The organism is Streptomyces mayteni, assembly GCF_054783955.1.
On the sequence record NZ_BAAGPR010000070.1, the window covers coordinates 1 to 18127 of the forward strand.

The 18127-nt window shown below is 72.3% G+C and carries 15 protein-coding genes; 2 read left to right on the top strand and 13 right to left on the bottom strand.

Annotated elements, in window-relative coordinates:
- Positions 1 to 655: 655 nt before the first annotated feature.
- From ACYVPE_RS26275 to ACYVPE_RS26290, 4 genes are all read right to left on the bottom strand, one after another.
- A complete protein-coding gene (locus tag ACYVPE_RS26275) occupies positions 656 to 1810 on the bottom strand; it encodes a glycosyltransferase family 4 protein (protein WP_461036188.1) in 1155 nt (384 codons plus the stop codon).
- Between the two features lie 94 nt (positions 1811 to 1904).
- Complete coding sequence (locus ACYVPE_RS26280) at positions 1905 to 2930, bottom strand: C40 family peptidase (protein WP_461036219.1); 1026 nt, start codon at positions 2928 to 2930, stop codon at positions 1905 to 1907.
- Between the two features lie 237 nt (positions 2931 to 3167).
- Positions 3168 to 4223, bottom strand: a complete 1056-nt coding sequence (locus ACYVPE_RS26285; RefSeq protein WP_461036189.1) for a C40 family peptidase — start codon at positions 4221 to 4223, stop codon at positions 3168 to 3170.
- A gap of 246 nt (positions 4224 to 4469) precedes the next feature.
- Positions 4470 to 5828 carry an NYN domain-containing protein gene (locus ACYVPE_RS26290; RefSeq protein WP_461036190.1) on the bottom strand — a complete coding sequence of 453 codons (1359 nt, stop codon included), beginning with the start codon at positions 5826 to 5828 and terminating at the stop codon, positions 4470 to 4472.
- Between the two features lie 203 nt (positions 5829 to 6031).
- Between ACYVPE_RS26290 and ACYVPE_RS26295 the strand changes: the two genes are divergently transcribed.
- Positions 6032 to 6310, top strand: coding sequence for an Lrp/AsnC family transcriptional regulator (locus tag ACYVPE_RS26295; protein WP_461036191.1), 279 nt, complete (start codon positions 6032 to 6034; stop codon positions 6308 to 6310).
- Positions 6311 to 7221: 911 nt separating this feature from the next.
- On the opposite strand, the gene trpD is transcribed toward ACYVPE_RS26295, so the two are convergent.
- The 5 genes from trpD to ctaE all read right to left on the bottom strand — a co-directional run bounded on the left by trpD (position 7222) and on the right by ctaE (position 12637).
- Entirely contained in the window at positions 7222 to 8286 is a 1065-nt protein-coding gene (gene trpD / locus ACYVPE_RS26300; protein WP_461036192.1) for an anthranilate phosphoribosyltransferase, read from the bottom strand.
- A 121-nt stretch (positions 8287 to 8407) separates the two neighbouring features.
- A complete protein-coding gene (gene qcrB / locus ACYVPE_RS26305) occupies positions 8408 to 10066 on the bottom strand; it encodes a cytochrome bc1 complex cytochrome b subunit (protein WP_461036193.1) in 1659 nt (552 codons plus the stop codon).
- Positions 10063 to 11139 carry a cytochrome bc1 complex Rieske iron-sulfur subunit gene (qcrA, locus tag ACYVPE_RS26310; RefSeq protein ID WP_461036194.1) on the bottom strand — a complete coding sequence of 359 codons (1077 nt, stop codon included), beginning with the start codon at positions 11137 to 11139 and terminating at the stop codon, positions 10063 to 10065. The genes qcrB and qcrA overlap by 4 nt, the downstream gene beginning before the upstream one ends.
- On the bottom strand, positions 11136 to 11945 hold the full coding sequence (gene qcrC / locus ACYVPE_RS26315) for a cytochrome bc1 complex diheme cytochrome c subunit (protein WP_461036195.1): 810 nt from the start codon (positions 11943 to 11945) through the stop codon (positions 11136 to 11138). Before qcrC ends, qcrA begins: the two co-directional genes overlap by 4 nt.
- 71 nt (positions 11946 to 12016) lie before the next feature.
- Positions 12017 to 12637 (bottom strand): aa3-type cytochrome oxidase subunit III, encoded by a 621-nt coding sequence (gene ctaE, locus ACYVPE_RS26320; RefSeq protein WP_461036196.1) that lies wholly within the window; start codon positions 12635 to 12637, stop codon positions 12017 to 12019.
- A gap of 167 nt (positions 12638 to 12804) precedes the next feature.
- Between ctaE and ACYVPE_RS26325 the strand changes: the two genes are divergently transcribed.
- Positions 12805 to 13209: a hypothetical protein gene (locus ACYVPE_RS26325; RefSeq protein ID WP_461036197.1), complete on the top strand. Its 405-nt coding sequence runs from the start codon at positions 12805 to 12807 to the stop codon at positions 13207 to 13209.
- Between the two features lie 341 nt (positions 13210 to 13550).
- Here the strand turns inward: ACYVPE_RS26325 and ACYVPE_RS26330 are convergent, their stop codons facing one another.
- The 4 genes from ACYVPE_RS26330 to ctaC all read right to left on the bottom strand — a co-directional run bounded on the left by ACYVPE_RS26330 (position 13551) and on the right by ctaC (position 18026).
- Positions 13551 to 14798, bottom strand: coding sequence for a L,D-transpeptidase (locus tag ACYVPE_RS26330; protein WP_461036198.1), 1248 nt, complete (start codon positions 14796 to 14798; stop codon positions 13551 to 13553).
- 158 nt (positions 14799 to 14956) lie between these two features.
- Positions 14957 to 15355, bottom strand: coding sequence for a cytochrome c oxidase subunit 4 (locus ACYVPE_RS26335; protein WP_461036199.1), 399 nt, complete (start codon positions 15353 to 15355; stop codon positions 14957 to 14959).
- Entirely contained in the window at positions 15352 to 17061 is a 1710-nt protein-coding gene (gene ctaD, locus ACYVPE_RS26340) for an aa3-type cytochrome oxidase subunit I (RefSeq protein ID WP_461036200.1), read from the bottom strand. Before ctaD ends, ACYVPE_RS26335 begins: the two co-directional genes overlap by 4 nt.
- Positions 17058 to 18026 carry an aa3-type cytochrome oxidase subunit II gene (gene ctaC / locus ACYVPE_RS26345; protein ID WP_461036201.1) on the bottom strand — a complete coding sequence of 323 codons (969 nt, stop codon included), beginning with the start codon at positions 18024 to 18026 and terminating at the stop codon, positions 17058 to 17060. Before ctaC ends, ctaD begins: the two co-directional genes overlap by 4 nt.
- Between the last annotated feature and the right edge of the window lie 101 nt (positions 18027 to 18127).

Genomic DNA, 18127 nt, shown 5'->3' on the forward strand with positions numbered 1-18127 from the left:
GCACGGGCCGGGGTGGGTGCCCCGCGCTTCGCGCGGGGTTTTCCCCACCCGCCCGCCCTTGTTCCGCGCTTCGCGCGGGGTGGGCCCCGGCCGGGGGCCGAGGGCGGCTTCGCCGCCTGGCCCTCCGGGCCGCGGGGCCCGGGCCCCGGCGGGGCGGAGCCCCTCCGGGCCCCGTGCTCCCGGCCCAGGGCGGTTGCGCCCCACCAGGGGGGCGCGGGCCCGGCCTGCGGCGGCTTCGCCGCCGGGCCGGCGGCCCGCTGCCGCGCGAGGCACCCTCCCCCAGCCTGGCGGCTGGGGGTGCCCCCATGGCGGGTGGGTGGGCGCGGCACGCCCGCAGGGCGCAAACAACCGCGGCTGCGCCGCCCGGCCTCGCGGGGCTCCGCCCCGCGGCGGCAACGCCGCAGGCCCGCTGCCGCCCGAGGCCCCCCTCCCCCAGCCATGGGGGTCCCCCCGGACGGAGTCTGGGGGAGGCTGGGAGGTGCCCCCAAGGCGGGTGGGTGGGCGCGACACGGCCGCAGGCCGACACGGCCGCAGGGGCCCCGACCATGGCGGCGAAGCCGCCCGGTCAGGGCCCCGGCGGGCCGCCGCCCGCGCGCAGCGCGCCCGCGACGCGGCAGCGGAACAAAGGGCGGGTGGGTGGGGGAACCCCCACCGGTCACGTCAGCAGGGCTGAGAGCCGTTCGACCAACAGATCCCACCGCCACCGTTCCTCGATCCAGGCGCGGCCCCGTTCGCCCATCCGGCGCCGCAGCTCCGCGTCCCGCAGCAGCGTCACCACCCGGTCCGCCGTCTCCGCGGCAGCGGAGTCCGCTCCGCCGCGGACGACCCAGCCGGTCTCGCCCTCGAGGACCGCGTCCGGCGCGCCGCCGGAGTCGCCGGCGACGACGGGGAGGCCGGTCGCGGAGGCCTCCAGGTAGACGATGCCGAGGCCCTCCACGTCGAGGCCGCCGCGCCGCGTCCGGCACGGCATCGCGAAGACGTCGCCGGCGCCGAAGTGCGCCGGCAGGTCGGCCCACGGCACCTCGCCGGTGAACCGCACGGCGGTCGTGACGTCCAGGTCGGCGGCGAGCCGTTCCAGGTCGGCGCGGTAGGGGCCGCCGCCCACGATCAGCAGCACCGTCTCGGGTTCGGCCGCCAGGATCCGCGGCAGGGCCCGGATCAGCGTGTCCTGGCCCTTGCGCGGCACCAGCCGCGACACGCACACGACCACCGGCCGGTCGGTCAGGCCGAGGGCGGCGCGGACGGCGGGACCGCCGGAGTCCGGGTGGAAGGTCTTCTCGTCGACGCCCGGCGGCAGTTGGACCATCCGGTCGGCCGCCGCCGGGGTGAGGGCGCGGGCGATCCGGGAGCGGGTGTACTCGCCGAGGTAGGTGATGGTGTCGGTGCCCTCGCCGATCCGCCGCAGCAGTCGGCGCGCACCGGGCAGTTGGGCCCAGCCGGCCTCGTGGCCGTGCGTGGTGGCGACCAGCCGTTCGGCGCCGGCCGCGCGCAGCGCGGGGGCCATCAGGCCGAGCGGCGCGGCGGCCCCGAACCACACCGCGGTGCAGTCGTGTTCGCGGAGCAGCGCGGTGGCGCGCCGGGTGGCGGCCGGGGTCGGCAGCAGCATGGTGGTCCGGTCCCGGAAGACCGGGAACGGCTGCTCGGCGTCGAAGGCGGCCGTGGCCCGCCGGCCCTCGGCGTCCCGCTTCCAGGTGGAGGCGTAGACCACCACCCGGTTGGGGTCGAGGCGGCGCGCCATGTTGTGCAGGAAGGACTGGATCCCGCCGGGGCGCGGCGGGAAGTCGTTGGTGACGATCAGCGTCTTACGCATCGCACGAGACGATACCTACCCTCCCCCAGCCATGGGGGTCCCCCCGGACGGAGTCTGGGGGAGGCTGGGAGGTGCCCCCACTCGGCCTCCGGCCTCAGGGGCGGACGACCGAGGAGACCGGGAGCATGCCGACGCCCTCGTAGCGGACCTGGGAGCCCGGGTAGGGGGCGTGGACGATCTGGCCGCCGCCGACGTAGAGACCGACGTGGCTGGCGTCCGCGCGGTAGACCACGATGTCGCCGGGGCGGGCCTCGGCGAGGGTGACCCGGCGGCCGGCCGTCGCCTGGCCCTGGGAGGTGCGTGGCAGCGAGACGCCGGCCTGGGCGTAGGCCCACTGGATGAGCCCGGAGCAGTCGAAGGCCGAGGGCCCGGCCTGGCCCCAGGCGTAGGGGCGGCCCACCGCGCCCCTGGCGGCGGCCACCGCGGCGTTGGCGCGGGCGGTGCCAGGTCCTCGCGGGGTGTCGTCCTTGGCGGCGTCGAGCGTGGCGACGGCGGTCGGCACCCGGTTCCCGTCGCGGGTGGCCCGCTCGCGGTCGGCGCGCTCCCGGGCGGAGAGCCGCTCGTACTGGCGGCGGGCCGAGGCGAGGCGGCGCTGCGCGGTCCTCTTGTGGCGGCCGAGTTCGTCCTTCTCGGCGCTGAGCAGGGTGAGCCGCTCGTCGGCCTCGGTCCTGCGTCGTTCGAGGCCGCGTTGGGCCGCGCGCAGCTCGCGGAGTCCGAGGGCGCCGCGGGCGGCGGCCCGTTCGAGCGCGGAGGCGTTGTCGAGGTAGTTCTCCGGGTCGTCGGAGAGCAGCAGGGCGAGCGTGGGGTCGAGGCCGCCGGCCCGGTAGTGGGCGGCGGCGGTCGCGCCGATGGCGTACCGCCGGTCGTTGACGAGTTGCTGTCCGCGGGCCACCCGCTCCTGGCTGCGGGCGAGTTCGGCCTCCAGCGCCTCGACCCGTTCCGCGGCGCCGTTGTAGGCCTCGATGGCCCGCTCGGCCTCCGTGAAGAGCCGGTCGACCTCGCGGGCCGCCTCGGCGCTGTCGGCCGGGGGCGCGGCCGGCAGGGTGGGCGCGGCCAGTACGGGGGCGGCGCTCATGGCGGCCGCGGTCGCGGCCGTCAGCACGGTGAGGCGGGCGGCCATGGCCGGCCGCGCCTGCGGGTGACGGCGGTGTCGATGCTGGACCACAGCGGGCCGCGCTCCCTTCGTTGGGGACGTGAGCGCAGCAGAATGTAGCCGTGCGGTGCTGTCGGTTGGCGAAACGACGACACCGCGCGGCCCGCGTCGGAACGCGCAAATCGCAGGTCACACGGGGCGCGTACGGGTGGCACCCGCTCCCGGAATCACCTGGACGGACGAGGCCGCCTGGCCCCACCAGGGTCAGCCGACGCGCACCCCGAACATGAACGGCATCACGTCGACGCCGAGGTACTCGACGCCATCCGCGGGGTTCGCGGCGTGGACGATCTGGCCGTTGCCGGCGTAGAGGCCGACGTGGTGCAGGTCGTCGTAGTAGAAGACCAGGTCGCCGGGGGCCAGTTCGCTCATGGAGAGCCGGGTGCCGATGGTGGCCTGGGACTGGGAGGTGCGCGGCAGCGAGACGCCGGCCTGCGCGTAGGCCCACGAGGTGAGGCCCGAGCAGTCGAACGAGTTGGGTCCTGTCGCGCCCCACACGTAGGGCAAACCGACCTTGCTGGCCGCGGCGTTGAGGGCGGCGGAGCCGTAGGAGGACGAGGTGCCGTCGGTGATGGCGACGCGGTCGCCGCTGTCGCGGCTGGCGCGCTCCTGGGCCTCGGCCTGCCGGGCGGCCTCCTCGGCGGCGAGCGCGGCCCGCTCCTCCTCGGTGAGCTGGTTGAGGAGCCCCTGCGCCTCCCTCAGCCGGCCCTGGATGTCGTCCTGCTGGTCGCCGAGCTGGGAGCGGACCTGCTCCAGCTCGGAGAGCCGCTGGCCGGCCTCGTCCTGCTGCTGGTCCAGGTCGCGCTGGGCGTTCTCGATGAGCCGCAGCGTCTCGGCCTGGCGGCCGCTGACCTGGCTGAGCCGCGACGCCTGGTCGAGGTAGGCGTCGGGGTCGGAGGCCAGGAACAGCTGCACGGAGGGGTCGATGCCGCCGGTGCGGTACTGGGCGGTGGCCACGGCGCCGAGGTTGGCGCGGAGTTCGTTGAGCTCCTCCTGGCCGCGGGCGGCGGAGTCCTGGAGTTCCGCGATCTCGGCCTCCAGCTCCTCCTCGCGCTCGGACGCGCCGTTGTACTCCTCGGTGATCGCCTCCGCCTCCTCGTAGAGGCGGTCGACCTCCTCCTGGACCTCTTCCTTGGTCTGGTCGGGGGCGGCGCTGGCGGACTGCGCCGTCATACCGACGGTGGCGGCCGCGGTGGCGGCGGCGCCGAAGAAGGTCACACGGGCACGGCTTGGCTGCTTGGGACGACGGTGGGACGCCACTGGGGCGAGCTCCTTCTTCCTCCAGCCGCCTGCCGGGAGTGTGGGGCGGGGCCCCGGCTCCGCGCACCTGCGCCGCGGAATCGGCGGTTCCTCCACGGCCACCCCGGATGGGTGGACTACCGCGCGAAGGTTCGAGCCAGACCCTAGCGACAGGCCATTCGTAGGTTCAAATCCCCACCCATATTTTTTACTTACATCACACCGCACGCATTCGGGCCCATACCCTCCGTGCGAGAAACGGAGGGTTCAGGTGCGGGCGAGCCGCTTCAGCAGCATCGCCGACGCGACCGGGCGCGCCCCTGAGCGGGCGACGCCGTCCGCCACCTCGCGGTCGGACGAGACCACGACCAGCGGCCGGCCGGCCGGCTCGGCCCGCACCAGCTGCCTGATCAGCTCGTCCGCCGTCTGCCCCGGCCGGCTGAACAACACCCGAACGCCGCGCGGCGGCGTGACCAACACCGGGGCCGCCAGCTCGGCGCCGTCGAAGACGCAGGTCATCTCGGCGCCCGTCTGCGCCGCCAACACCGCGAGACCACGCAGCAGCCGCAGCCGCTGCTTCTCCAACGGCATCGTCGGATAACCCGTCTTGGTGACGTTGTAACCGTCGACCACCAGATGCGCCTGCGGCAGCGCCAACAGCTGGTCGAGCAGCGCCGGATCGTCCGCGGAGAGGGCCCGCTGCGCCACGTCCTGCGGGGTCATCCCGCCGGGCTCCACCGCGTCGACCGTCTGCGCGGGCCGCAACGTGGCCGGCGGCAACGCCAGTTCGCGGCGCAGCCCCTGCGCCGCGTCCAGCACGGTGTCGAGCAGCAGCCGCAGCCGCATGTCCTCGATGCCGCGCCCCTCACGCACCGACTTCCGGCTCGACTCCAACGCCGCCTCGGCCTCCGTGAGCCGCGCCCGCAGCCGCCTGGCCTCGCCGTCCGCCTGCGCCTTGGCCGCCGCGGCCTCGGCGCGCGCCTCCTCCAACTCGCCCCGCAGCTTCCGCTGCGCCGCCTCGCCCCGCCGCACGTCGCTCTGCGCGCTGCGCAACTTCCGGTGCACGGCGTCCGTGTCCTTGCGGGCCGCCTCCAACTCGACGCGCAGCCGCTCGCCGTCCGTCCGCGCGGTGTCGGACAGCTCCGCCAACTCGTCGCGCAGCCTGGCCAGCTCCCGCTCACGCTCCTGCCCGGCCCGCTCCTCCTGGGCCCGCTGCGCCTCCTCGCCGGCGGCCGCCACCAGCTTGGCCCAGCCGACCGGCCGCAGCACGAACGCGGCCGCCGCGACCTCCACCGGATCGGCGGCCGGCGGCGGGGCGCCGTGCTCCACGGCCTCGGCCAGCTCCGGCTCGACCTCGCGCAGCCTGGCGGCCACCCGCTGCCGGAAGACGGCGTCGCTCTCCAGCGCCGCGGCGATCGCACTGCCGCCGAACCGCACCCGGCGCGCCGGCTGGAAACGGGCGTACTGCCGCAGCGACGACGGCAACTCGGCGACGGTCAACCCGGCGAACGCGTCGCCGGCGACGACGATGACGCGGTGACGGACCCGCTCGGGCAGCGGCCGGTCAAGAGCCTCGACGACCTCCGGCCGCCTCGTCGCCCCCGCGTCGTCCTCGGGATCCGCCACCGCTCAGTCCGTCCGTCAGTTCCTGTCAGCCACTGCCGCTTGTTCCATCCAGTGTCACCCTACGGCCTGGTAGCCGCCGCGTCTGCCGCGGCCGGCACGGCGACAACCGATGTCGCGACGCCGGTCAGGCCGTCGCGTGCGGCCGTGAACTGGGGTGCGACTAAGGTGTGGCCCTGCGTACCGCGTCCGGAAGGGGCCAAGCAGTGATCACGTCGATCGTCCTCATCAAGACCAGCGTGGACCGCGTCCCCGAGGTCGCGGAACGGATCGCCGCGCTCGACGGCGTGAGCGAGGTCTACTCCGTCACCGGCCCGCACGACCTGATCGCGATGGTCCGGGTGCGGTCCCACGACGAACTGGCCGAGGTGATCCCCGGCCGCCTCAGCAAGGTCCCGGGCGTCGAGTCGACGGAGACGCACATCGCGTTCCGTACGTATTCGCAGCACGACCTCGAAGCCGCGTTCGCCATCGGCCTCGAGTAGTTTTCCCCCACCCACCCGCCCTTTCCCCGCTCCGCGGACGGCCCCCGGCCCCGGCCGGGCCGACCGCGCTCCGCGCGGGGTTTCCCCCACCCACCCGCCCTTTTCCCGCTCCGCGGGGGCCCCTGACGGGCCGCGCCAGGCCCGGCGCTCCGCGCGGGCCTTCTCCCGCTCCGCGGAGGGGCCAGCTCCGGCCAATGGCGGCAGCGCCGCCGGGCCATCGCGCTCCGCGCGAGCCCCTGACGGGCCGCACCACGACGACTCCGTCGCCAGGTCTGATGCTCCGCACGGACCATCCGGTGGCCCGGGGCCAGCGAGGGGCACTGCGCTCCGCCGGGGGGCCGGCTCCAGCGAGCCCCTTGACGGGCCCCACCGAAGCGGCTCCGCCGCCAGGTCCGGCGCTCCGCGTGGACCACCCGGGGACCCGGCCGCCGAGAGGCAGCAGCACCACCGGGCCGTCGCGCACCGCGCAGGCCCCTGACGGGACGCACCACGACGACTCCGCCACCAGGCCCGCCGCCCCGCGCGGACCACCCGGGGGCCCGGCCGCCGGGGGGCCGGCTCCGGCCGACGGCGGCAACGCCGCCGGGCCGTTGCGCACCGCGCGGACCGTCCCCACCCACCCTTTGCCCCGCTCTGCGGGGGGGCTCGCCGCCGGGACCCGGCGCTGCGCGCGGGCTTTCCCCGCTTCGCGGGGGGCCCTGCGGGTGGGCCCGCAGGGCCCCCGCCGGGCCGCGGCCCTGCCGCGGGGGCGGCCCGGCCGGCCGTGGGCGGTGACCGCCTGCGCCGCAGGCCGAGCAAGGGCTTGTGGGGGCACCTCCCTGGGGGCACCTCCCAGCCTCCCCCAGACTCCGTCCGGGGGGACCCCCATGGCTGGGGGCCGTTGGCTGGGGGAGGGTGGGTGGGAAAAACCCTCAGGCGTGCGTCGCCGCCGCCCAGCGGTGGAGGGTTTCGGCGGCCGCGCCAGAGTCGATCGCGTGGGCGGCGCGGGACATCGCCGCCTCCAGCTGGTCGGGGAGCGACGCGTCCGTCGGGGCGACGGCGACCAGGGCCGCCGCCGCGTTGAGCAGGACCGCGTCGCGGACCGGGCCCGTCTCGCCGTCGAGGACGCGGCGTGCGACGTCCGCGTTGTACGCGGAGTCCGCGCCGCGCAGGGCCTCCACCGGGGCCAGCCGGAGGCCGACGCTGCGCGGGTCGAACCGCTCCTCGCGGACCTCGCCGTCCCGCACCACCCACACCGTGGACGGCGCGGTGACGGTCAGCTCGTCCAGACCGTCGTCGCCCCGGAAGACCAGTGCCGAGGAGCCGCGCTCGGCCAGCACGCCGGCCATGATCGACGCCATCCTGGCGTCCGCCACGCCCGTGGCCTGGGCCCGGACCCGGGCCGGGTTGGTCAGCGGGCCGAGGAAGTTGAAGACCGTCGCGACGCCCAGCTCGCGCCGCGCCGCGCCCACGTGCCGCAGCGCCGGGTGGAACTTCACCGCGAAGCAGAAGGTGATGCCCGACTCCAGGGCGACCTCCGCCACCCGCTCCGGCGTCAGCTCCAGGTTGACGCCGAGCTTCTCCAGCACGTCGGAGGCGCCGCTGGCGCTGGACGCCGCCCGGTTGCCGTGCTTGACGACCCGCACGCCGGTGCCGGCCACCACGATGGCGGCCATGGTCGAGATGTTGACGGTCTTGGCCCGGTCGCCGCCGGTGCCGACGATGTCCACCGTCGTGCCCGGCACCTCTATCCGGTTGGCGTGCTCGTACATCGCCTCGACCAGCCCCGACACCTCGGTGACGGTCTCGCCCTTGGCCCGCAGCGCGACCGCGAAGCCGGCGATCTGGGCGTCGGTGGCCTCGCCCGCCATGACGCGGCCCATGGCCCAGGCGGCCTCGTCCGCGGTGAGGTCGTGGCCCGCGATCAGCGTGCTCAGCACGTCGGGCCAGGTGCGCGCCGCCGCTCGGTCGCCTCCGGCGGGGATCACAGCGCTCATGGGAATCACCTCTGGCATCGGGGGCCGACAGCCTTCGCTGGGCCTGTGGCCAGAGCCTATAGCGCGAGTGGCCCCCGCCCGTTCCGGGCGGGGGCCACTCGGCGGTGAGGTCCAGGGGCCGTCAGTGGTGACCGTGGCCGCTGGTGATCTCGTGGTACTCCTCGCGCGTCGGCTTCGGGATCTGCGCCTGCTCGCCGTAGTAGCTGCGGCTGATCCTGGCCCGCACCCGCTCGACCGGGTTGATCCGGCGCCGGACGCCGTTCTCGTCCGTCTCCGGGCCGACCTCTATGGGCGTGGCCTGGTCGTGCGAGGTGAGCACGTGCAGCTTGTCCTGTGCGAGGGGCTCGTGCACCTCGACGAACTCGCCGTGCGGCAGCCGCTTGATGATGCCGGTCTCCCGGCCGTGCAGGACCTTGTCCCGGTCACGGCGCTGGAGGCCCAGGCAGATCCGGCGGGTGATGAAGAACGCCAGCACCGGCAGGACGAAGAAGCCGATCCGACAGAACCAGGTGATCGCGTTGATCGACAGGTTGAAGTGGACCGCGAACAGGTCGTTGCCGCCACCGATGGTGGTGACGCCGAACGCCGTCAGCCACGCCACGCCGAGGCCGGTCCTGGTCGGCGAGTTCCGCGGCCGCTGCGCGATGTGGTGCTCGCGCTTGTCCTTGGTGACCCACGACTCGAAGAACGGGTAGAGCCCGATCACGGCCAGCATCCCCGGGAAGACCGCCAGCGGGATCAGCAGACCGAAGTTGAGCGTGTAACCGCCGGGAATCACCCACTCCCAGCCGGGCATCATCCGGACCAGGCCCTCGGAGAAGCCCAGGTACCAGTCGGGCTGGGCGTCCGTGGACACCTGGTCGGGCCGGTAGGGGCCGAGCAGCCAGATCGGGTTGATGGTGACGGTGGCCGCGATCATCGTGATCACGCCGAAGACCAGGAAGAAGAAGCCTCCGGCCTTCGCCATGTAGACGGGCAGCAGCGGGTAGCCGACGACGTTCTCGTTGGTCCTGCCGGGCCCGGCGTAGTGCGTGTGCTTGTGGTACACGATCAGGATCAGGTGCGCGACGACGAGGCCGAGCATGATCCCTGGCAGCAGCAGCACGTGGGTCACGAAGAACCGCGGGATGATGTCGTGGCCGGGGAACTCCCCGCCGAAGATGAACATCTGCAGGTAGGAGCCGACCACCGGCACGGCCAGGATGGCCGCTTCCATCAGCCGGATGCCGATGCCGGAGAGCGAGTCGTCGGGCAGCGAGTAGCCGGTGAGGCCGGTGAAGATCGCCAGCACCAGCAGCAGGAAGCCGAACAGCCAGTTGATCTCGCGCGGCTTGCGGAAGGCGCCGGTGAAGAACACCCGGAACATGTGCAGGAAGATGCCGACGACGAAGATCAGCGCCGCCCAGTGGTGGATCTGCCGGACCAGCAGACCGCCGCGGACCTCGAAGTTGATGTCGAGGGCCGAGGCGTACGCCTCGCTCATCAGCAGGCCCTGCATGGGCTCGAACGACCCGTGGTACTCGACCTCGGCCATGCTCGGCACGAAGAAGAGCGTGAGGTAGACGCCCGTCAGGATCAGGATGATGAAGCTGTAGAGGCAGATCTCACCCAGCAGGAACGACCAGTGGTCGGGGAAGATCTTCCGCATGTTGGCCTTGGCGAGGCTGTAGATGCCCAGCCTGCCGTCGGCCCAGTCGGCGACGCGCTCGCCCGCGGGCGCCTTGCCGCGGTTCTGCGGCGCGTCCGCCGTCGTCTTCGGGGATTCCGTTGCCGTACTCATCCGCGCTCCCAGAAGCTCGGGCCTGGGGGCTCCTCGAAGTCGCCGAGCGCAGCGAGGTAGCCGTCTTCGTTCACCGTGATCCGCAGCTGCGGCAGGGGGTGCCCCGCCGGGCCGAAGATGACCCGCGCACCGTCCGCGAGGTCGAACGTCGACTGGTGGCAGGGGCAGAGCGCGTGGTGGGTCTGCTGCTCGTACAGCGTGGCCGGGCAGCCGATGTGGGTGCAGATCTTGGAGTAGCAGAGGATGCCCTCGTGCCCCCAGTCCGCGGACTGCCGGTCCTTGATGTCCTCGGGCTCGAGACGCACCAGCATGACCGCGGCCTTGGCGATCTCCACCTGGAAGTCCTCGTCGTGCGGGTCGAGGCCCTCGGGCATCGCCTGCACCAGCGCGCCGACCGGGATGTCCTCGGGCCGCAGCGGCTGCTGGGTGGACTCGTTGATGACCAGCGAGCCCTCCTTCCAGCGGCTGTGCCGGAGCTTGTCGTGCGGCAGCGGGCCGAGGTCGCGCAGCAGCACCACGCCGGAGAGCGGCACCAGGGCCAGCGCGCCGAACATCGTGTTGCGGACCAGCTTGCGGCGGCCGAACTGGGACTCCGCGACGCCCTGTCGGAAGTCCTCGAAGACCTGCGACCTGACCTCGGGGGAGGCCGCGACCGGGTGCCGCTCGTCGGCCATCTCCTCGTCCGACATCAGCGTCCGCGCCCAGTGCACGGCGCCGGCGCCGATGCAGAAGAGCGCCAGGCCGAGCGTCAGGCCGAGGGCGAAGTTGAGCCCGCTGACGTGACCGAACGGGAAGATGTAGACGATCCGGTCGATCGGGATCGCGACGTAGGAGGCGATGAACCCGATGGTGGCGAGGACCGAGACGGTGAAGAGCAGCGCCACGGTGCGCTCGGAGCGCTTGGCCGCCCGCTCGTCGATGTCCTGCCTGCGGTGCTCGTGCGCCGGCAGCCCCGGGTCCGCGAACGGGTCGTCCGCCGGGGACAGTTCGCCGGCGTCGTGACCACGGCTCTCCGGCAGGTGTTCGCCGGGGGTGTCGTCGTGTGGTGTGTTGTCGTCGTTGTGGCTACTCATGACTTCCTGGCCTTAGTGCTCCTGGCGCCGATCCAGACGGCCACGGCGATCAGGACACCGATGCCGAAGGTCCAGGCGAAGAGACCCTCGCCGACCGGGCCGTAGCCGCCGAGCGAGAGACCACCGGGGCTGGGCGACTCTGAGGTGGCGACCTCGTCGAGCCAGGCGATGATGTCCAGCTTGTCCTGCTCGGTGAGCGTGGTGTTGGGGAAGGACGGCATGTTCTGCGGGCCGGTGAGCATGGCCTCGAAGATGTACCGCGGCTCCACGTTGCGGAGGCTCGGGGCCTCCTTGCCGTTGGTCAGCGCGCCGCCTGAACCGACGAAGTTGTGGCACTGGGAGCAGTTGCTGCGGAACAGCTCGCCGCCGCGCGCCGCGTCACCCCGCGACGGGTCGTAGGCCGACTCCTCGGGCACGCTGGGGCCCGGGCCGAGGGAGGCGATGTACGCGGCCAGCTGGTCGATCTCGGCCTGCGTGTAGACGACGGGCTTCTCCGGGGCCTGCGGCCCCGTCTGGGCCATCGGCATCCGGCCGGTGCCGACCTGGAAGTCGACGGAGGCGGCGCCCACGCCCACCAGGCTGGGGCCGTCGGAGCCGCCCTGGCCGCCCCGGCCGTGGCAGCTGGAACAGCCGACCTCGTAGAGCCGCTTGCCCTCCTCGATGGCCAGCGACTGGGACGAAGTCTCGGCCTGGGCCTCGTCCGCGGGGGCGAGTGTGGCGTACAGCCCCCCTGTGGCCGCCAGCGCGAGGAGGAGGACGACGAACGCCGCCAGCGGATGGCGCCGTCGTACGGAGAGCTTTTTCACGGATTACCCCGGTGTCAGGATCTTCAACGTCGGTGCGGTGGAGGTGCGTCGTACGGCGCGGCGACCGGCGGCTACTGGATCAGGTAGATGGTGGCGAAGAGGCCGATCCACACGACGTCGACGAAGTGCCAGTAGTAGGACACGACGATCGCCGTGGTGGCCTGCTCGTGGGTGAACCGTCGAGCGGCGTACGTCCTGCCCAGCACGAGCAGGAAGGCGACCAGGCCGCCGAGCACGTGCAGTCCGTGGAACCCGGTGGTGAGGTAGAACGCCGAGCCGTAGGGGCCGGAGGAGAGCGAGATGCCCTCGTGCACGACGAGCTCCACGTACTCGGTCACCTGACCGCCGATGAAGACGGATCCCATCATGAAGGTGATCACGAACCAGAACCTGAGCTTCTTCACGTCACCGCGCTCGGCGGCGAACACGCCGAGCTGGCAGGTGAGGGAGGAGAGCACCAGGATCGCGGTGTTCGCCGTGGAGAACGGCACGTTGAGCGAGTCGGCCTGCTCGGACCAGAAGTCCGCACCCATCACCGATCGGAGGGTGAAGTACATCGCGAAGAGGGCCGCGAAGAACATCAGCTCGGAACTGAGCCAGATGACCGTACCGACGCTGGTGACGTTCGGCCGGTTGACCGAGGGAATCGCGTGCCCGGAATCTACTGCTGTTGCTGTCGCCACGCCCGTCATTATGTCGGGCGCTTTTCCGGGGCTCGCCCCGGGGGTGGGGTTCGGTGTGTCCACGACGTCCATGGGCGGCGCGACCGGCGGTTGACGTCCCGCGCGACCCTGCCCCGGGCCGGGTCCGACGGAGTACGATCCGCGCAACGGCAACAGGCTCGACCCGCGGAGGAACGATGCAGCGCACCGTCACGGTGCTGGTCTACAGCGACGACGCCAACACCCGCGAACAGGTGCGGCTGGCCGCCGGCCGCCGCCCGGCGGCGGACCTTCCACCGATCGAGTACCTGGAGTGCGCCACGTTGCCGGCCGTGTTGACGACGCTCGAACAGGGCGGCGTCGACGTCTGCGTGCTGGACGGCGAGGCCGTCCCGGCCGGCGGCATGGGGGTGTGCCGGCAGATCAAGGACGAGATCTTCAACTGCCCGCCCGCGCTGGTCCTGATCGGCCGCCCCCAGGACGCGTGGCTCGCCTCCTGGAGCCGCGCCGAGGCGGCCGTCCCCCACCCGGTCGACCCGACCGAACTGACGGGGGCCCTGACGGGCCTGCTGCGGGACGTCCTGGCCGCCCCGGCGGCCTGACCGTTCTCGGGGGTTTTCCCCCACCCACCCGCCCTTTTCCGCTGCCGCGCGCCGCGCGGCATCAAGGGCGGACGAGGCGCCACGCGCTGCGCGCGGGCGGCGGCGCAGCCGCCGGCCCTTCGGGCCCACCGGGCACGGGCCCCGCGCGAACCGCCGGCCCGGCGGCGCAGCCGCCGCCCGACCGGGCCGGCCGGGGCCCCCGCGCGCAGCGCGGACCAAAGGGGCGGGCGGGCGGGAGGAAACCCCCAGGCGAAGCGCGCGGCAGCGACGGCGTGGCCGCCGGCTCCCCGGGCCCGCCAGGGCCCCGGTGGGGGAAGAACCGGCGGCCGTGGCCCGGCCGGTCAGGCCAGGGGGGCCAGGCGGCCCGGAGTGCCGACGCGATCCTGCGGCTGGTAGAAGCCGCCGAGGGCACTGCCCTTCAGCCACTCATCCCAGGAGAGGTTCCAGTCGCCGAAGCCGTTCCCGAACGGCGCCATGTCGTCGCCGAAACCATTCACATGTTCGACGATATCGCCTGGTTTGACCAGCTCGTAGAACCACCGGGCGTTGTCCGTCGACAGGCCCGTGCAGCCGTGGCTGACGTTGTCGTAGCCCTGGGAGCCGACGGACCACGGGGCTCCGTGGACGTACTCGCCGCTCCACGTCAGCCTCGCGGCCCAGTAGACGGGCAGGTCGTAGGACTCGGACGAGCCGGCCGGGATGCCGATGCTGGTGCCGGTCATCCGGACGAAGGACTCGGTGCCGAGGATGACCTTCTTGCCGTTCCGGGTGGCGAAGCCCGCCTTGCCGGTCGTGATGGGGATGGTCCTGAGTTCCTCGCCGTTGCGGGTCACCGTCATGTGGTGGTTGGCGATGTCGGCGACGGCCTCGACCCGGTCGCCGGTGGTGATCTCCAGCGTCTCGGTCTCGCCGCCGCGCAGGCCGTCCCTGATCGGGAGGCCCTCGAGCGAGGAGGCGACGGAGATCTTCGTGTCGGTGGGCCAGTACTCCTTGGGGCGGTAGTGGAGCTCGCCGCCGTCCACCCAGTGCCAGGCGCCCTCGACGCGTGGTTCCGACCGCACCTCGAGCGCGCCCTCGATCTTGGCGCGCTCCTTCGCGTCGTCGATCTCCTCGCTCAGCTCGGCCGTGATGGGCTGGCCGACGCCGTAGGTGCCGGCCTCGGGGCCGAAGGTGACGTCGAGGCGCTTGGCGTCGGAGTCGCGGGTGCGGAAGTTGTGCTCGCCGCGGCCCGCGGCACCGCCGCCGTTCTCGGTGGCGACGAGCACGGTGTACTCGGCGCCCGAGGCCAGCGGGTCGGTGCTGCGCCAGGCGCGGCCGTCGGCGGTCAGCTCGCCGGAGACCCGGCGGCCGGCAGAGTCGGTGGCGATCACGTCGGTGATCCTGGATCCGGAGCCCTTGGTGCTGATCTTCAGCGGGTCGTCCGGGTTCACTTCGGCGCCGTCCCCCGCGGAGCCGAAGGAGAGCTGCCCTACGGCGTCGTACGGCTCGCCCGCGAGGGGCTCGCCACCGCCGCCGCAGCCGGTGAGGCCCGCGACCAGCGGGGCCAGCAGCAGCGCGCAGCCGAGCTGTATCCGAGGTTTGTGACTCATAGGCACAACGTACGGACGGTGTGCGGGAGCGGCACGCCGGGTGACTGCAAACGGGTTGGCCCCCGGTGGTGAGCTGGCGAGCTCACCACCGGGGGCCGGAAGGCGTTACCGAAAGGGCTGGCGAACGGTTCCCGAAGGGGCGGATCGGACGCCGGGGGTCACTGGGTCTGGTTCTCGCCCCGGTAGTACTCGAAGACCCACAGCCACAGGCCGACGGCGAGGAACGGCGCGGTGAAGTACAGCAGCCACCAGCCGAACACCGGGCCCATGAAGGCGCAGACGGCGCCCGCGCCGAGCGCCAGCGGCGCCCAGCTGTGCGGGCTGAAGAAGCCCAGTTCGCCGGCGTCGTCGGCGACGTCCGCGTCCTTGTTGTCCTGCGGGCCGGTGTCCGTCCGGCGGGCGGTGAAGACCAGGTAGAACCCGATCATCCCCATCAGCGCGAAGGAGAGGAACAGGGCGGTGGTGCCCACCGGTTCCTTGGACCACACGCCGTAAACGATCGCCACCACCAGCATGAAGATGGCGATCCAGGTGAAGAGGTGCCCCTGGATCCTCACTTGCCGGACTCCTTTCCGGAGAGCGCCGCGCGGTCGTCGTTCTCCAGCTGGTCGAGCGCCGCGACCTCGGGGTGGTGCAGGTCGAAGGCGGGCGACTCGGAGCGGATCCTCGGCAGGGACACGAAGTTGTGCCGGGGCGGCGGCGAGGAGGTGGCCCACTCCAGGGAGCGGCCGTAGCCCCACGGGTCGTCGGTGTTGACCGGCTCCCCGTACTTCCAGGTCTTCCAGACGTTGTAGAAGAACGGCAGCATCGACAGGCCGAGCACGAACGAGCTGATGGTCGAGATGGTGTTGAGCGCGGTGAAGCCGTCGGCCGCCAGGTAGTCGGCGTACCGGCGCACCATGCCCTCGGCGCCCAGCCAGTGCTGGACGAGGAAGGTGCCGTGGAAGCCGACGAACAGCGTCCAGAAGGTGATCTTGCCGAGCCGCTCGTCCAGCATCTTGCCGGTCCACTTGGGCCACCAGAAGTGGAAGCCGGCGAACATCGCGAACACCACGGTGCCGAAGACCACGTAGTGGAAGTGGGCGACGACGAAGTAGGTGTCGGAGATCGCGAAGTCCAGCGGCGGGGAGGCCAGGATGACGCCGGTGAGACCGCCGAAGAGGAAGGTGATCAGGAAGCCGACCGACCACAGCATCGGGGTCTCGAAGCTGAGCGAGCCCTTCCACATGGTGCCGATCCAGTTGAAGAACTTCACGCCGGTCGGTACCGCGATCAGGAACGTCATGAAGGAGAAGAACGGCAGCAGCACCGCGCCGGTGACGTACATGTGGTGGGCCCACACGGTGACCGAGAGGCCGGCGATGATGATGGTCGCCGCGACCAGGCCGATGTAGCCGAAGACGGGCTTGCGGCTGAAGACCGGGATGATCTCGGAGACGATGCCGAAGAACGGCAACGCGATGATGTACACCTCTGGATGGCCGAAGAACCAGAAGAGGTGTTGCCAGAGGATGGCGCCGCCGTTGGCCGCGTCGAAGATATGTGCCCCGAAGGTCCGGTCGGCCTCCAGCGCGAAGAGCGCGGCGGCGAGCACCGGGAAGGCGAGGAGCACGAGCACCGCGGTGAGCAGCACGTTCCAGACGAAGATCGGCATCCGGAACATCGTCATGCCGGGGGCGCGCATGCAGATGATGGTGGTGATGAAGTTGACCGCGCCCATGATGGTGCCGAAGCCGGAGAGCGCGAGACCCATGATCCACATGTCGGAGCCGACGCCGGGCGAACGGATCGCGTCGGACAGCGGCGAGTAGGCGAACCAGCCGAAGCCGGCGGCGCCCTGCGGGGTGAGGAAGCCGCCGACGGCGAGCAGGCTGCCGAACAGGTAGAGCCAGTAGGCCAGCATGTTCAGCCGCGGGAACGCCACGTCGGGGGCGCCGATCTGGAGCGGCATGATCCAGTTCGCGAAGCCGGCGAAGAGCGGCGTCGCGAACATCAGCAGCATCACGGTGCCGTGCATGGTGAACAGCTGGTTGAACTGCTCGTTGGTGACGATCTGGCTGCCGGGCCTGGCCAGCTCCGCGCGCATCACCAGGGCCATGATGCCGCCGATGATGAAGAACGCGAAGGAGGTGATCAGGTACATCGTGCCGATCGTCTTGTGATCGGTGGTGGTGAGCCACTTGACCACGATGGCACCCCGGGATTTCCGCCGGGCCGGTGGCTGGGTGCTGGGAGCCGCCTGGCTCTCTTCGACGGTTGTCACGATCGACCCTCGTTGGTCTCGGCGTTCACGGCGGGGCCGGTCTGGGGGATGCCCGCCGGGACGTAACCGGTCTGGCCCCGGTCCGCCAGGTCCTGGAGATACCGGTCGTACTCCTCGGCGGAGACGACCTCGACGTTGAAGAGCATGCGGGAGTGGTCCTGGCCGCAGAGCTCGGCGCACTTGCCCATGAAGACGCCCTCGCGGGTCGGTGTCACCTCGAAGGAGTTGGTGTGCCCGGGGATGGCGTCCATCTTCATCAGGAACGGGACCACCCAGAAGGAGTGGTTGACGTCCCGCGACGTGATGACGAACTGGGTCGTCTCGTTCACCGGGAGCACCAGGGTCGGCCCGGGGTTGCCCGTCTCCGCGTTCCGGTCCTGGAGGGTGCCCACGTCGTAGACGCCGTCGGCGTTCTCCGGGAAGCGGTCCTTGAAGCGGTCGGGGATGCCGGCCAGCGCCGGATCGGTGAGCGGGTCGGTGTCACTCGCGCCGACGGGCTCGATGTAGTTGAACGCCCAGCTCCACTGGAAGCCCACCACGTTGATGATGTGGTCGGGCTCCTCGGAGGTCTTCAGCAGCTCGGTCTGGTCCCGGGCGGTGAAGTAGAAGAGGACGGAGACGACGATCAGCGGAACCAGCGTGTACAACGCCTCGATGGGGAGGTTGTAGCGGTTCTGCGGGGGGACCTCGACCTTGGTCCTCGACCGGCGGTGGAAGAACACGCTCCAGAGGATCAGGCCCCACACCAGCACCCCGGTGGCGAGCGCGGCAGCCCAGGAGCCCTGCCAGAGCGACAGGATTCGCGGCGCCTCCTCCGTCACGGGGGTGGGCATGCCGAGGCGGGGAAAGTCCTCGGATGTGCAACCTGTCGCGGTTGCCAGGACCAGGCCCGCGATCAGCGCCCGCGGCAGAATCCTCCGCCGCATCGGGCGCCGCGACGAGCGGTCGGAGCCGTTGGGACTCACGTAGCGCCTTCCCGAGAGTCTCGCCCATGGTTCCGGGCTGCCGTCGCACGGAGCGGGGGCCGGCCCTGACACGGGCAGGGTTTGGATGTTTATGCGGACCA